Raw genomic sequence first — 13,357 nt, 5'->3', positions numbered from 1 at the left:
CATCTTTTTTCTCATTATAAACAAAAGTACCCAATAGGATAGACTTTTTTCAAAGTGTCTATCTTATAGGGTACAGTTTAGTAAATGAGCCTTGTTTTTCCAAGAAAGTCCGGGAACTCCCAATAGCTTTTGATGCCTGGTATGATTATGTTAGCCAAATGCAAGTGGGGCTAAAAGTGATCTCATTACGCTTCCCCACTTTTAGCCCCACATTATAAAATTAATTATATTACCTAGATTTCCCTTATTCCAAATTTAGTAAATCAGAAATTATTTCTGCACTTCCTGGTGAAAACATAAATATTGAGAATGAAATACATAATAATCCTACAAACACAATACCAATTTTCTTAATTAGCAAAGATTGTTTTTTCATAAATAGGCCTTTAAATATCAAAAACAACCCTAAAAATAAGATTAAGAAATACCAAACCCCCATTGTTTCACCTCTTTTACAAAATAAGACGTTAAAGGTTACGGAAAGTTCAGCCGTCTTATTCAGTTTGCGTATAGAAATAAAGAAGTTGAATTAGGCTCGATGAAATAAAGTACCATCTGCTATTTTAAAGTTGTTTAAAAACAGCACCGACAATTTAAATCAAGCTAAATGACCTCGTTATTGCTTTCTTGTTTAATTTGATTGATTCTCTTTTTTCCCCATTCATACATCATCTCCACGATTGGTAACAACGTCATCCCTAGTTCAGTCATTGAATATTCGACTTTCGGAGGAACTTCTGGAAACACTTCTCGATGAACAATTCCATCTTCCATCAGTTCACGTAATTGGTTTGATAATATTTTATGAGATATTTTCGGAAAAAGTCTTTGAAGCTCACTGAAGCGATGCGGCCCTTCTACACCTAAATGCCACAAAATAACAACTTTCCATTTCCCACTAATAATCGATAAGGTAAGTTCTTTTTCACAATGATAATCATTATTTACTATTCTCTCTTTTATCTCTTCTCTTAATTTATCCGACATAGAGCTAACCCTCTTTCATATAAGTAACTTTTAGTAACCTCCGCACAAAAAAGTGCACTCTTCACAATGTAGAAAACCGTAGTAAAATGAGGTTAGTCTTAAAGACAAATCTTAATCTATTTTTTCGTCTAAATAAAACGATCTTATTTAAAGGAGAGAAAAATATGCAAGTAATCGCAGGTAAAGTGGCGTTAATTACAGGAGCAGGACGTGGAATTGGACGCGCAACAGCAGTAGCTTTTGCGCAAGAAGGTATTCACGTAGGTCTTGTTGGACGTACGCTTGAAAATTTACAACAAGTAGCAGAGGAACTTAAACAGTATGATGTGAAGGTAGCCATTGCTGCGGCAAATGTAGCGGATTTAGACTCTATTACTACAGCCGTTGAATCTATTCGCGGCGAGCTTGGCTCGATCGATATTTTAGTAAACAATGCTGGTATTTCAAAATTCGGTGGCTTCATGGACTTAACGCCTGAAGAATGGACAAATATTATCGATGTCAACGTAAAAGGTGTGTATTACACAACACGCGCTGTATTACCGGAGATGATCGAGCGCAATACAGGCGACATCATTAATATCTCCTCAACAGCTGGTCAAAAAGGTGCACCAATTACAAGCGCATACTCGGCTTCAAAAGCTGCTGTTATCGGACTAAGTGAATCATTAATGCTTGAAGTGCGTAAGAAAAACATTCGCGTTACAACATTAACGCCAAGTACAGTTGCTACAGATATGGCTGTTGAACTAAACTTAACAGACGGCAATCCAGAAAAAGTGATGCAAGCAGAAGATTTAGCAGATTTAATGGTTGCACAGTTAAAACTTCATCCACGTGTTGTCTTAAAACATGCTGGACTTTGGTCGACGAACCCTTAATAGAACGATTCGAAATATCAAGACGCTATCCGATGTATTGGGGATGGCGTCTTTTTTTTATAACGATAAGGAAAATGGGGCTAGCTTATTGCTACCCCCACTCCAACTACTTTATATCAACATTAGAAAACCCTACTTATTTTATCCAGCCCAATATCATTTCTCTTAATAGTTTTGAAGCTGTATTCGCTGTCATTTCTGATGAGTCGTAGATTGGTGCTACCTCAACTAGGTCAAAGCCCACTACATTGACACCACTTGCTGCGATCGCATGGATTGACGCTAGTAATTCTTTTGATGTAATGCCTCCGCAATCTACCGTACCCGTGCCTGGTGCATGTGCTGGGTCAAGTACATCAATATCAATCGTCACGTAAACATTACGTCCTGCTAAAGACGGTAATACTTCTTTTAATGGCTCTAGCACTTCAAATTTTGAAATGTGCATGCCATTTTCCTTTGCCCATTCGAATTCTTCCTTCATACCTGAACGAATACCAAATGAATACACATTTTTCGGTCCGATATGTTCAGCAATTTTACGAATAGGCGTTGAGTGAGAAAGTGGCTCCCCTTCATATTCTTCACGTAAGTCTGTATGTGCATCGAAGTGGATAATTGCTAGGTCATCATATTTTGCTGAGACAGCCTTCATTACAGGCCATGATACTAAATGCTCGCCACCCATGCCGACAGGAATCTTGCCATCCGCTAACAGCTTTTCGATAAATTTTTCAATTTCATCTAACGAGCGCTGTGCGTTGCCGAATGGTAAAGGTATATCTCCCGCATCAAAATATTTCACTTCTTCTAGCTCACGGTCTAAATATGGGCTGTATTCTTCTAGACCAATCGATACTTCACGAATACGTTGCGGACCAAAACGTGAACCCGGACGATAACTAACTGTCCAGTCCATTGGCATACCATAAATGACTGCCTGAGCATCCTCATATGTAGGATGACTTTTTATAAAAACATTTCCTGAATAAGCTTCATCAAATCTCATTGCTCGACCTCCACTTTTATTAGAATTAATTCTATTAGATTCATTTGCATCACTTAGGGTTGATTTCCGTACCGACTGGGCGCTTTGTAGCTGCCGCTTCGCTTTCGCACAGAGCAAAGCTTCCTGGGGGCGTCGGGGCAACAGGATGTTGGTCACGAAGGCGTTATCACAGGATGTGATGGTTTTAGCCTTCGTTCCCCTATTGCTAATCCCCAGGAGTCGCCCAGTCGTAACGAAGATCAACTTATCCACAAGGGTACGTTTTAGCAAAACGTCATCCCTAACTTTCAGTGATGGACCTTTTACCATTACTCTATTAAGGGCTTACAGGATTGTAATGAAACCTCTATCCTTGTATCCTCGTATAAATTATTGGAACGTCTAGCAAAATTCGATTAAAATTTACAAGGTGTCATTCTTTTGTCGAATGCTAGCATTTCAAACAGTACAAAAAAAGTATAGATGTTTTTGAATAAAGTGCAATAGTTTTTGCCTAGAATTTCGATTAAAGATGATTGTTCAGACACATACTATACGCAAGTGTGAGAAAACGAGGTGAAGTCGGATGAAGAGAAAAAGCTATCAACGTAAGCAAAAACGTTCAAAGCGTACACGTAAAGCACTTACCCTTTTTGTCGCCTTTACATCCGCAATTGTAGTAGCATTTATAGCTTTACGCGTCTATGTTCAAGTGGCTGGTGCCCCGCCTTTAACCGTACCTAAAGCCTCTATTTTCTTAGATGAAAATGAGAACCAAATTGGGGATCACTTTACGAATGAACGACGTTACTGGGTTAGTCTTGATGAGATGTCTCCCTATTTAAAGCAAGCAGTAGTAGCTGTTGAGGATAAAGATTTTTATAAGCATGGCGGTTTAGATTTTTCTCGTATCGCTGGTGCATTATTAGTTGATCTTAAGGCTGGAAGTAAGGTTCAAGGAGCTAGTACAATTACACAACAATATGCTCGGAATCTATATCTTTCACATGAGAAATCGTGGACACGAAAATTAAATGAAGCACTGTATGCTTATAGATTAGAAGTTTTTTATGATAAGGATGAAATACTGGAAGGTTACTTAAATACTGTTTACTACGGCCATGGTATGTACGGCGTAGAAGCTGCAAGTCGATTTTATTATGGAAAATCTGCAAAAGATTTAACACTTGCGGAAGCAGCAATGTTAACTGGGGTTCCAAAAGGGCCAAGTATTTACTCCCCTATTGTCAATATAGATAAGGCAACTAATCGCCAACACGTTATTTTAAAACTGATGACCGATCAAGGTGCTATTACGCAAGATGAAAAAACACGTGCAGAAAGTGAACAGCTTGTCTTAAAGAATGATAGCTGGGTAGCAACAAAATCTGTAGCGCCATTTTTCCTTGACGTAGCATGGCAAGAGGCTAGTGAAATTTTGAAATCAAAAAATCTCGACATTAGTGAAGGTGGCTGGACCATCCAAACAACTCTTAATCTAGGACACCAAAAAGCAGCAGAAGAAGCGGTAACTAAAAATATGCCTGGTAATGATCTCCAAGCTGCATTCGTTAGTATGGAATCAAAAACAGGTGCCGTTACAGCACTAGTCGGAGGTCGTGACTATGCTACAAGCTCATTTAACAGAGTTACACAAGCAAAACGTCAGCCAGGGTCAACCATTAAACCTATTTTATATGCAGCAGCTTTAGAGAATGGTTATACACCATTAACTTTTTTAGAGGTAGGTGAAACAACTTTCACTTATGATAAAGGACGTGCCACATATTCACCTAAAAATGTTAACGGTGAATTTGCAAACCATGATATGTCTATGGCACAGGCTATTGCTATTTCTGATAATATTTACGCAGTTAAAACTTTAGAGGAGATTGGATTTAAACCATTTCACGAGATGGCTAATCGCTTCAACGTGAATATCGGTACTAAGGACAACCTATCCATCGCGCTAGGAACGGCGGAAACAACTTTATATGAAATGACGAATGCCTATAATATTTTAGCATCACAGGGTCAAAAAACCCTTCCTACTACTATTGTTTCTATTAAAAATGCTAATGGTGACGTCATCTACGAAAATAAAGAAGTTAGTAACGAAGCTGAGCCAGTTCTCTCAAAGGAAAATACGTATATCTTAACAGAAATGATGACAGGTATTTTCGATCCTGTATTTAGCGATTATTCTCCAGCTACAGGGATTAGCATTCGTTCTCGTATGACGCATACGTATGCAGCCAAATCTGGCTCTACAAATAGCGATCAGTGGTTAATTGGATTTACACCTAGCTTAACCGCTGGCGTATGGAACGGCTATGACCAAGGAAAAAATCTAACGGCAAAAGAAGATACTGCAGCTACAAAGCAAATATGGATCGATTTTATGGAGGCCGTCAATAAAGGAACAAAGAACGAGGATTTTGCTAAGCCTAAAGACGTTAAGGGTGTAGTCATCGATATTGAATCAGGTAAGTTGGCGACAGATGCCTGCCCTAAACAACGTCTCGTGTATTTAGATGCTAAGGATGTACCGACTGAAAAATGCGCAAACTTTGATATTCTCGATAGCAATACGTGGGGAGAATTTTGGAACATGCTCCCATTCTCCATTTTTAAAAAATAACTAATCAGGCGGAACCTTTATCCGCTGCACACGTTTAATAAGCGAAGGCTCTCGACAAAGTAACAGATATATACGAAAAAGAAAAGCTTTCTCTTCCCCGGAGCCGTGTCCGTGGGAACAGAAAGCTTTTCTTATTTATGGTTCGCGAAGTAGATGAGCATCATGGGGCATTCGGCTTGGGTTGTTCAAATGCCGCATAGCGCTCATCACATTCGCAGAACCAAGTGTCCTAGCTTACTAAAATGTAAGCTCTGAATCAAGTTTACTTTGTTTCAAACCCACTTTCAACCTTATATCGAAAGCGATTGCAAAATGTCACAGATTGTTCAATCATTATAGGTCTATTATACAAATAAGTCTTGACGTAATTGATCCTCACTACGTACCCAAAGTTCCGGATTGAGCTCCTCTAAGAAAGAAGCTAACACTTTTTTGGATGGTGCATCCATATGCTCTACAATAATATGACGCTTCATAGATTTATCCATTTTATTCACATGATCAGCTAAAATTTTATAGCCACGACGTTTTTCCCGATTGACTACCATTTCACACGCAGTAACACCCGCATAGTAAGGTCCATCCTCTTTATGGTCTATTGTTACCCATACTAGCCAATACGGTTTTCCACCCTCTGAATCAGCACGATCTTTCGTAAATTTAATACCTCGTTCCACATCACTGCGAGCATGCATTGCACCGATCTCAACTGATGCCGTCCCCTCTTCTATATCGATAATGACTGGCGATACGTTTTCAAGTGAAAGCGAACCGATACCAAATCCCTTATGTCCGTCTGTTGGGTCATTTTTGATAATAGTAAAGCCCATTTTTTGTTTTGGTTTTTCTTCATTTGACATTCTTTAATTACCTCCATTCTGCTATTATAAAGTAAAGCATAGTTAAGCGCATTGGTGCCGTAATGAAAGCGATACTGGCATTGCGCAAATGCCTAAATACAAGTAAGAAGTTTATACTTTCTTATCAATTTCGCCTTGGCGTAATTGTTGCTGTCGCTTCGCTATCGCACAGATAAACAATGCGTCCGAATTTTGAATTGTGCTCGCACAATTCATTCCTTTCAAAATCCGTGACATCCGCGGAGGCTTTATCTTCATTCAGTAGGTGTTTGGACACCCACGGAAAAGGAATCACGCCCGCATTCATCTTACCACCTTCAGAGGTTGAAGTCTTCTACTGAATGGAGATAAACTAACTATACAACATTATTCTATAAAGGAGGCAATATTATGCCATACGTAACAGTGAAAATGCTTGAAGGTCGTACAGACGAACAAAAACGTGCTCTAGTCAAAGAAGTAACAGAAGCCGTTTCTCGTACTGTAGACGCGCCACCAGAAAACGTAACAGTTTTCATCGAAGAAATGCCAAAAAGCCATATTGGAGTTGCAGGCGTACGCTTCAGCGATAAATAAAGATTATAACGGGTAGAGCAACCTAAAGCTCTACCCATTTTTATAATTATGATATAGTGTCCCCATTGGCGATACATAACGTTTAATCAGCTATAATTGCCGATTTTATTTAGTTCCAACAGCTGAGTATGACCTACTACCAGCGATGTCTTCGGTTCTAGCGACGAGACTTAATCTGTTACCGGCGATTCTTGCGGTTTTAGCGGCGGAATTTGATCTTCTTCCGGGAAGTCTTCAGTTCTACCAGCGGAACTCGGCCTGCTTCCGGTGATGTCTTCAGTTCTACTAGCAATCCGGAATTTCAACTAGGATGTGATCTATAAAATGAAAAAATTTAAACTGACACTACTCATTTGTATGCTCATCATTGGCCTCTTACTTATTTTTATTAATCCCATTCAAAATGCACTTATCGCCCATTTGAGTAACCTATTAAATACAACTGATTACAGCGCAGAAGATATTAAAAAGAACAACAATGCGGATGCCGACTTCGAATTTGAAGCAGTGCAATCCCTATCCATTGCGGAAGTTTTAAAAGCTCAAACAACGGCAAATAAAATGCCTGTCATTGGTAATATCGTTGTTCCTAGTGTTGATATGAAACTTCCCATCGTTAAAGGAGTCGGAAACGCCTCCCTTGCCGTTGGAGCAGGCACCATGAAGCCTAATCAAAAGCTTGGACAAGGAAACTACGCATTAGCAGGACATTACTTTGAGAAAACAGATATTTTATTTAGCCCCTTATACAAGGCGAGCATAGGAGATACGATTTATTTAACAGATTTAACGAATATTTATGAGTACAAAATAACGACTAAGGAAATCATCTCTGCAACAGATGTTTATGTTATCGATGATATCCCTGATAAAACTGTTTTAACCCTCGTTACATGCGCTGATAAGGGTACAAAGAGACTTGGTATTCAAGCTGATTTTGTCGAGCAATATCCATTTGAAGAAGCACCTGCAAAGCTATCAGAAGCTTTTTAGTATATGAAAAACCCCAAGATTTTTATGATCTTGGGGTTTTCTTATTGAAAATTATTTCACTTCCGTATTGCGACGACGCAATAAGAATAACGCACCTAGAACGAGCGCTACACCAATTAGTGTAAGAGCTGTTTGATTTGCTCCATCTGTTTGTGGTAGTTTGCCTTTCGCCTTTAATTGAGCTTCCAATTTTTCAGCGTCTGCTTTGATTTTGTCAATATCAAGAGATTTTGCTACTTCTGCCTGTTCCTCTTTTGATAAGCTGTTGTACTTATTGAGGAAATCCTTATACGCATCTAATGTGTTCGTATTTGTTGTAGAAGAATTATATGGCGGTAAGTTTGTCCCTTGATCAATGACTTCTTGTACAGATGGTTTTCCAGGATTTGTTGGATTTTTTGGATCTGTTGTTGAGTTACCTGGCTTTTCTGGATCAACTGGCTTTCCTGGACCAACCGGTTTTTCTGGTTCTGGTGTTGGTTTTTCTGGATCAACTGGTTTCTCCGGATCTGGATTTGGTTTGTTTGGATCAACCGGTTTCTCCGGATCTGGATTTGGTTTGTTTGGATCAACTGGTTTCTCCGGATCTGGTGTTGGTTTTTCTGGAACAACTGGTTTTTCTGGATCAGGCGTCCAGCCACCGCCATCTCCGCCTCCACCTGTTGATGAAGGTTTAACTGTTGCAGAGCATGTATCTTTTACAGTAAATGAGCCAATTAAACTATTTCCTTCATATACATAGTACGTACCTTGTTTAATAGCTTTATCTGGTAATACAACCGTTCCTGCAATACTAGTTGTGAGAACTCCATTGTCGTCTGCACCTTTAACAATATTACCTTTAGCATCTTTTATTGTTATCTTTGCATTCGCATTAGGCGTTCCAAATTTAGTTAGTACTGTTAATGTAAATGTAGGACAAGCAGGTGCTGCTGATATTTCTGCTTCACAATTAACTGAATATTTAACTGTAATTTGACCAATAAATAGGTCTCCTTGATATACATCGTACACACCTGAAGGAATATTTTCAGATGGAATAGTAATTTGACCTAATTCATTTGTTGTTTTGTTTGTAGCAATAGTTGCTCCTGTTTTATCTTTGATTGTGATGTTGCTTACATTAGGACGTGGATTGCCATTTTCATCCTTCACTGTTACTGTGAATAGGTCACATTTTGGTGCTGGTTGAACTGATTTTTCACATTCGATATTGGTTTGGAAGGTACCAATTTTTTCACCATCCACTTCAACTGTATAAGTACCTGGTTCTAAATCAGTTAATTCAATAACGCCTGTCTTAGTTGTTGTGTTAATGATTTCCTTCTCTTCAATATCTTTAACAACAATTATTGTAGTGTCATCAGTAATTTTATTACCATCCACATCTTTCACAGTTAATTCAAACTTTTCGCATCTTGGTAATTGTTTAACGATAAATTCATGCCCACATTTTTCTTTGTACGTTAAAGTTACTGTACCCAAGAACTGGTTACCTTCGTACACCGTATACTCACCTGGTTTTACGCCATTTTCAGGATTATTTTTGTTAGATTCAAAAATAAACTTACCTGACGCATCAGATGATATCTTTACTTCTGTTGTATCTGATTTTAACGTTAACTCTTTAATATTTGTACGGATATTTCCTTCTTCATCTTCAACCACGATTGTGAAGTTTTCGCACTTAGGTGCTGGTTGAATTACATCTTTACATTTACCATCGTATTTCACTGTAACGCTACCTAGATCACCTTCAACTGAATGAATTACTGTATACTCACCAGCTGTGAAATTATTAGGTAATGTAACTTTGCCATTTGTTACTGTATATGGTGCTGTTTCTAAACCATTTTTATCTATTAATGTAACTGTGCCTGATGTAATTGACTTACCATCAATATCATTGATAGTAATTTCAAATTGTGTACACGCACTACCTACTATTGGTGTTGTATTTACAAGTTGCATTACTAAATCTGGATTACGATCTAGTGTAGTATCTTCATCTAACTTAAATGGATAATCTCCCATTTTATCGTAGCCAATTGGTGCTGCTACTTCACGAATGAAATAATCGTTGTACGCTACATTATCAAATGTAAATTCACCATTCTCATTTGTCGTAGCCGTTTTAATGATATATTCATTCGTTGCTGTCTTTTTAATAAGTTGGAATGTAACATCAGCTAAATTTTCTTTGAATTGACCTGTAGCTGAATCAATACCAACTTTTGTGAATTTTGCGCTACCTCGTGTTGAAGTAAAGCTAGATTCTGAGCTACTAAAGTTAAAGTTACCATTAAACTTGTCTTCAGTTTGTTGGTTAGCCATTGTTTGACCAGTATAATTCAATGTTGCTGTGTTTATCAAAGAATCCTTAAACTTACCAAAGCCTACTGTTTCATACTGTACTTGATAGCCCTTATTAATTAGGTCAGGGAATACTATGCTAAAGCCACCTACTGTATCAAACGTTACAGTCAATCCTAATTGCTCAGGTGTTTGCCAAGCCCCATTCGTAATACCTGTTGGAGTTACCGTATATGGTGCTATTTTAATGTTATTCTCTAATAACATTAAGTTGTCACCTGGTAGGTCTGTTAATGTTACTTCTTTACCTAAATCAGAATGAGATTTATTTACATCTAACGTCCAAGTAATTAATTCTTTAGCCGCATCTTGAGTTGGTGTATTTTTCGTAATTAAATTATTCGCAACATCTCCATCAATTATTACTGGAGTTGAATCAAGTGTAAACTCTTGAGTACCATTTGTTTTAAATGTGGCACCATTCGTATAAACATTTCCTTCTTCTTTTTTATTATCTGAACCGATACCAAGAATTTTATCATCATCCATTGTTTTATAACGAACAACGTATGCTTTGTTGTTTATTTCTTCTGATAAAGACTTGAATGTTAGGGTAAAGCCTTTATCAGATTCGTCACTAACATCATAATAATCTGAAGAAATCGGTTTTGTTCCAATTGTCCCACCTGTATCACTACCACCTAAATTAGTTAAAGGTAGTACTTCAATTGTTCCTCGTACATACTTATGTCCATCTCCAACTGTATCAACTAATACGGCCCCATTAATATCTTTTTTATTAATATTAACTTTTACATCCCATGTAAATTCCTGTGTTACGTAATCGAACTTACCTGATTTACTACCGTTGTTAACTGTAGTTGTATCCGGAACATACTTATCTGTATCAGTTTTTTCGTATGTTTCTTTACCACTTGTCCACTTTGTAGTAGCTTTATTACCATAACCTTGATTCTGTACTACACCATTATCATCAATTGCGAAGCTTGTTTGATAAGTTATAGTTGCTGTTTCACCTGAAGGCACGTTAATATCTGTGATTGTAAAGCCTTTTTCAATAAGGGTATAATTTGCATCTGTACCGTTAAGCTTTACAGAATTAGCTATTAACTCATGTTTACCATCTGCATCATCTGCTGTAAATGTATCAGTTAATGTTAGGTTGTTAATCGGTTTTTTAGGATTGTCAGATTTAATCTCAATCGTCCATGTAATGACTTTTTTATCAAAGTCAACTTTATGTGATTTTTCTAGTAAATTCTCAGTTAGTTCATACGACTTATTATTCGTTTTACCTGAACCGCTTGTCACGCTGTTCTTAAATGGACCATCTTCTGTTTCATAGAAATCTTGTTTATTGTAATTCGCATCATAAACAATTGTATATGCATCTAAAATAGCACTATCAAATGTTAGTGTGAAGGTTTTAGCATCTCCATCAATAGTAAAGCCTGTTTTAACCTCTTCACCTTGCGACACTTCATTAACTACATTTCCAGTTGCATCATTCATTTTATATACTTTGATGCTTGATGTGTCAATTTCGTGAGGGCCTGTAATTGTATCAGTTATCTTTGCATTATCTTTACCGATATTTAACAGGTTATGGTTGTAATCAATACGCCACTCTGTTTTATAGTTTGTATTGCTGACTAACTTTTTTTCTAGCGCTTTACCATACGTAATTGTATGAGTAGCTTGTTTAGAAGTTTCACTTTGCCCATTATTAGTAAATGTAACTGTGTTATTGAATTTAACTTCACCATCACGCTTATCAGAATCTAATGATACTGCCGTTTTATACGTAATTTTATATGCGTATTTACCAGTTAACTTACTTTCAATATTTCCCCAGTCACCATTTTCAATAACCTGAGTTCCATTGCCTGTTTGATTTTTCACACCATTTAAACCAACTTCATATTGATAAACATTAACAGAATTAGCCACAATTTCATGTGATGGTGAACCTGCTAGCGGAGTTGGATTATCTATTAGTTTTGGATTATTTAACGTTTTACCAGCTTCGTTAACCCAAACTTGCCATTCCATCTCATGGTTACCGCTTGCTGTTGGTGTAGGAGTACCTACTTCTGACTTGCTTACTGTTTTATTGCTAGTTGATGGCAAGAAAGTAAATTTAGCTTTAATTGTATCACTACCACCAGTGACTGCTGGAATTTCCAGTTCTTGCTCAATTTCATCAGATAGATTATTAAATTCAGAATTGAATGTAATTGTCAATTCTTCTGGTTGAGAACTCGCTGATTCTGGTGTCATACCATTTAACTCTACACGTACTTTATTATCAGTAGTTGTATAAGTATATGTGATACCGTCAACTGTTCTACTACCATTAAATTTTTCATCAAAGTCAATTAATGATTTTGGTAATTGGAATTCAAACCAGCTACCGTCTCCCCACGCTTCTTCTTGATCATTTTGCATAGGGACAGAGAATTTAATAGTAAAGTTTGCTAATGTATCTTTAGGTAACTCTGTACCAAAACCACCATTTTCAACTGTTTTACCATTAATTTTCATTTCAAATGATGTTAAAGTAGCGGGAATTTGTTGAGCAGCTAATTCCTCCTTATTCAACGGCAATATCACCGAGTCATCATTTGTTGTTTCTTCACCTTCACTATCCTCGTCTACATCTTTACTTATTTCTTCTCCTATATCGCTTTCAGGAGATTGATTAGTACTTTCCTCTTCATTTGTATCACTAGCATTACCGCTAGATTCTTCGTCCCCGCTATCTGTGTCAGGTTGTTCAGTGTCAACTTGTTGTCCCATGTCAGCTTGTTGTTCAGTTACTTCTGATTGTTCCGACGGTGTTGAAGAAATGTCTTCACTCGCAAACACTGAAATCGGTGATAGTACGGTTTGGAATACGAGTAGCATTAAGATTATTGCTATGTTTAATTTTTTAAATTTTTGCATGTTTCTCTCCTTTTCTAAGTTCAGAGAGATACCTGTTGATGTTTGCTGACGACGTTGCATCTTTTCGTAGTGTCGGAAAGTATGCCACAAACACAAGGTTGGTCCCTCTTTTCTTCATTTAGCTTGTCGTCATAAATGAATACATTCTATT

At 37.4% G+C, this 13,357-nt stretch carries 10 protein-coding genes; 4 read left to right on the top strand and 6 right to left on the bottom strand.

Annotated elements, in window-relative coordinates; all coding sequences use genetic code 11:
- Window positions 1-244 precede the first annotated feature (244 nt).
- On the bottom strand, window positions 245-439 hold the full coding sequence (locus AN161_RS16615) for a hypothetical protein (protein ID WP_053595457.1): 195 nt from the start codon (window positions 437-439) through the stop codon (window positions 245-247).
- Between the two features lie 164 nt (window positions 440-603).
- Window positions 604-987 (bottom strand): helix-turn-helix domain-containing protein, encoded by a 384-nt coding sequence (locus tag AN161_RS16610; protein ID WP_053595456.1) that lies wholly within the window; start codon window positions 985-987, stop codon window positions 604-606.
- A gap of 164 nt (window positions 988-1,151) precedes the next feature.
- Between AN161_RS16610 and AN161_RS16605 the strand changes: the two genes are divergently transcribed.
- Window positions 1,152-1,868, top strand: a complete 717-nt coding sequence (locus AN161_RS16605) for a 3-ketoacyl-ACP reductase (RefSeq protein ID WP_053595455.1) — start codon at window positions 1,152-1,154, stop codon at window positions 1,866-1,868.
- Window positions 1,869-2,004: 136 nt separating this feature from the next.
- Here AN161_RS16605 and speB read toward each other — a convergent pair whose 3' ends face one another.
- Window positions 2,005-2,877, bottom strand: a complete 873-nt coding sequence (speB, locus tag AN161_RS16600; protein WP_053595454.1) for an agmatinase — start codon at window positions 2,875-2,877, stop codon at window positions 2,005-2,007.
- 565 nt (window positions 2,878-3,442) lie between these two features.
- Between speB and AN161_RS16595 the strand changes: the two genes are divergently transcribed.
- Window positions 3,443-5,497 carry a PBP1A family penicillin-binding protein gene (locus tag AN161_RS16595; protein WP_053595453.1) on the top strand — a complete coding sequence of 685 codons (2,055 nt, stop codon included), beginning with the start codon at window positions 3,443-3,445 and terminating at the stop codon, window positions 5,495-5,497.
- 344 nt (window positions 5,498-5,841) lie between these two features.
- Here AN161_RS16595 and AN161_RS16590 read toward each other — a convergent pair whose 3' ends face one another.
- Window positions 5,842-6,357 carry a YwhD family protein gene (locus AN161_RS16590; protein ID WP_053595452.1) on the bottom strand — a complete coding sequence of 172 codons (516 nt, stop codon included), beginning with the start codon at window positions 6,355-6,357 and terminating at the stop codon, window positions 5,842-5,844.
- A gap of 124 nt (window positions 6,358-6,481) precedes the next feature.
- Window positions 6,482-6,664, bottom strand: a complete 183-nt coding sequence (locus AN161_RS16585) for a hypothetical protein (protein ID WP_053595451.1) — start codon at window positions 6,662-6,664, stop codon at window positions 6,482-6,484.
- Between the two features lie 83 nt (window positions 6,665-6,747).
- Here AN161_RS16585 and AN161_RS16580 point away from each other — a divergent pair, with 83 nt between their 5' ends.
- Both AN161_RS16580 and AN161_RS16575 read left to right on the top strand, forming a co-directional pair.
- Window positions 6,748-6,933 carry a 2-hydroxymuconate tautomerase gene (locus tag AN161_RS16580; RefSeq protein WP_053595450.1) on the top strand — a complete coding sequence of 62 codons (186 nt, stop codon included), beginning with the start codon at window positions 6,748-6,750 and terminating at the stop codon, window positions 6,931-6,933.
- Window positions 6,934-7,257: 324 nt separating this feature from the next.
- Window positions 7,258-7,926 (top strand): class A sortase, encoded by a 669-nt coding sequence (locus AN161_RS16575; RefSeq protein ID WP_053595449.1) that lies wholly within the window; start codon window positions 7,258-7,260, stop codon window positions 7,924-7,926.
- Between the two features lie 51 nt (window positions 7,927-7,977).
- Here AN161_RS16575 and AN161_RS16570 read toward each other — a convergent pair whose 3' ends face one another.
- Window positions 7,978-13,206, bottom strand: coding sequence for a collagen binding domain-containing protein (locus AN161_RS16570; protein ID WP_053595448.1), 5,229 nt, complete (start codon window positions 13,204-13,206; stop codon window positions 7,978-7,980).
- Between the last annotated feature and the right edge of the window lie 151 nt (window positions 13,207-13,357).

The sequence above is a fragment of the Lysinibacillus sp. FJAT-14222 genome (genome assembly GCF_001278875.1).
Taxonomy (GTDB): Bacteria; Bacillota; Bacilli; order Bacillales_A; family Planococcaceae; genus Lysinibacillus; species Lysinibacillus agricola.
This window is presented reverse-complemented; position numbering and strand designations above follow the sequence as displayed.

Coding starts and splice junctions, on each gene's coding strand:
- AN161_RS16615 (WP_053595457.1), bottom strand. CDS start 439: ATGGGGGTTTGGTATTTCTTAATCTTATTTTTAGGGTTGTTTTTGATA.
- AN161_RS16610 (WP_053595456.1), bottom strand. CDS start 987: ATGTCGGATAAATTAAGAGAAGAGATAAAAGAGAGAATAGTAAATAAT.
- AN161_RS16605 (WP_053595455.1), top strand. CDS start 1,152: ATGCAAGTAATCGCAGGTAAAGTGGCGTTAATTACAGGAGCAGGACGT.
- speB (WP_053595454.1), bottom strand. CDS start 2,877: ATGAGATTTGATGAAGCTTATTCAGGAAATGTTTTTATAAAAAGTCAT.
- AN161_RS16595 (WP_053595453.1), top strand. CDS start 3,443: ATGAAGAGAAAAAGCTATCAACGTAAGCAAAAACGTTCAAAGCGTACA.
- AN161_RS16590 (WP_053595452.1), bottom strand. CDS start 6,357: ATGTCAAATGAAGAAAAACCAAAACAAAAAATGGGCTTTACTATTATC.
- AN161_RS16585 (WP_053595451.1), bottom strand. CDS start 6,664: ATGAATGCGGGCGTGATTCCTTTTCCGTGGGTGTCCAAACACCTACTG.
- AN161_RS16580 (WP_053595450.1), top strand. CDS start 6,748: ATGCCATACGTAACAGTGAAAATGCTTGAAGGTCGTACAGACGAACAA.
- AN161_RS16575 (WP_053595449.1), top strand. CDS start 7,258: ATGAAAAAATTTAAACTGACACTACTCATTTGTATGCTCATCATTGGC.
- AN161_RS16570 (WP_053595448.1), bottom strand. CDS start 13,206: ATGCAAAAATTTAAAAAATTAAACATAGCAATAATCTTAATGCTACTC.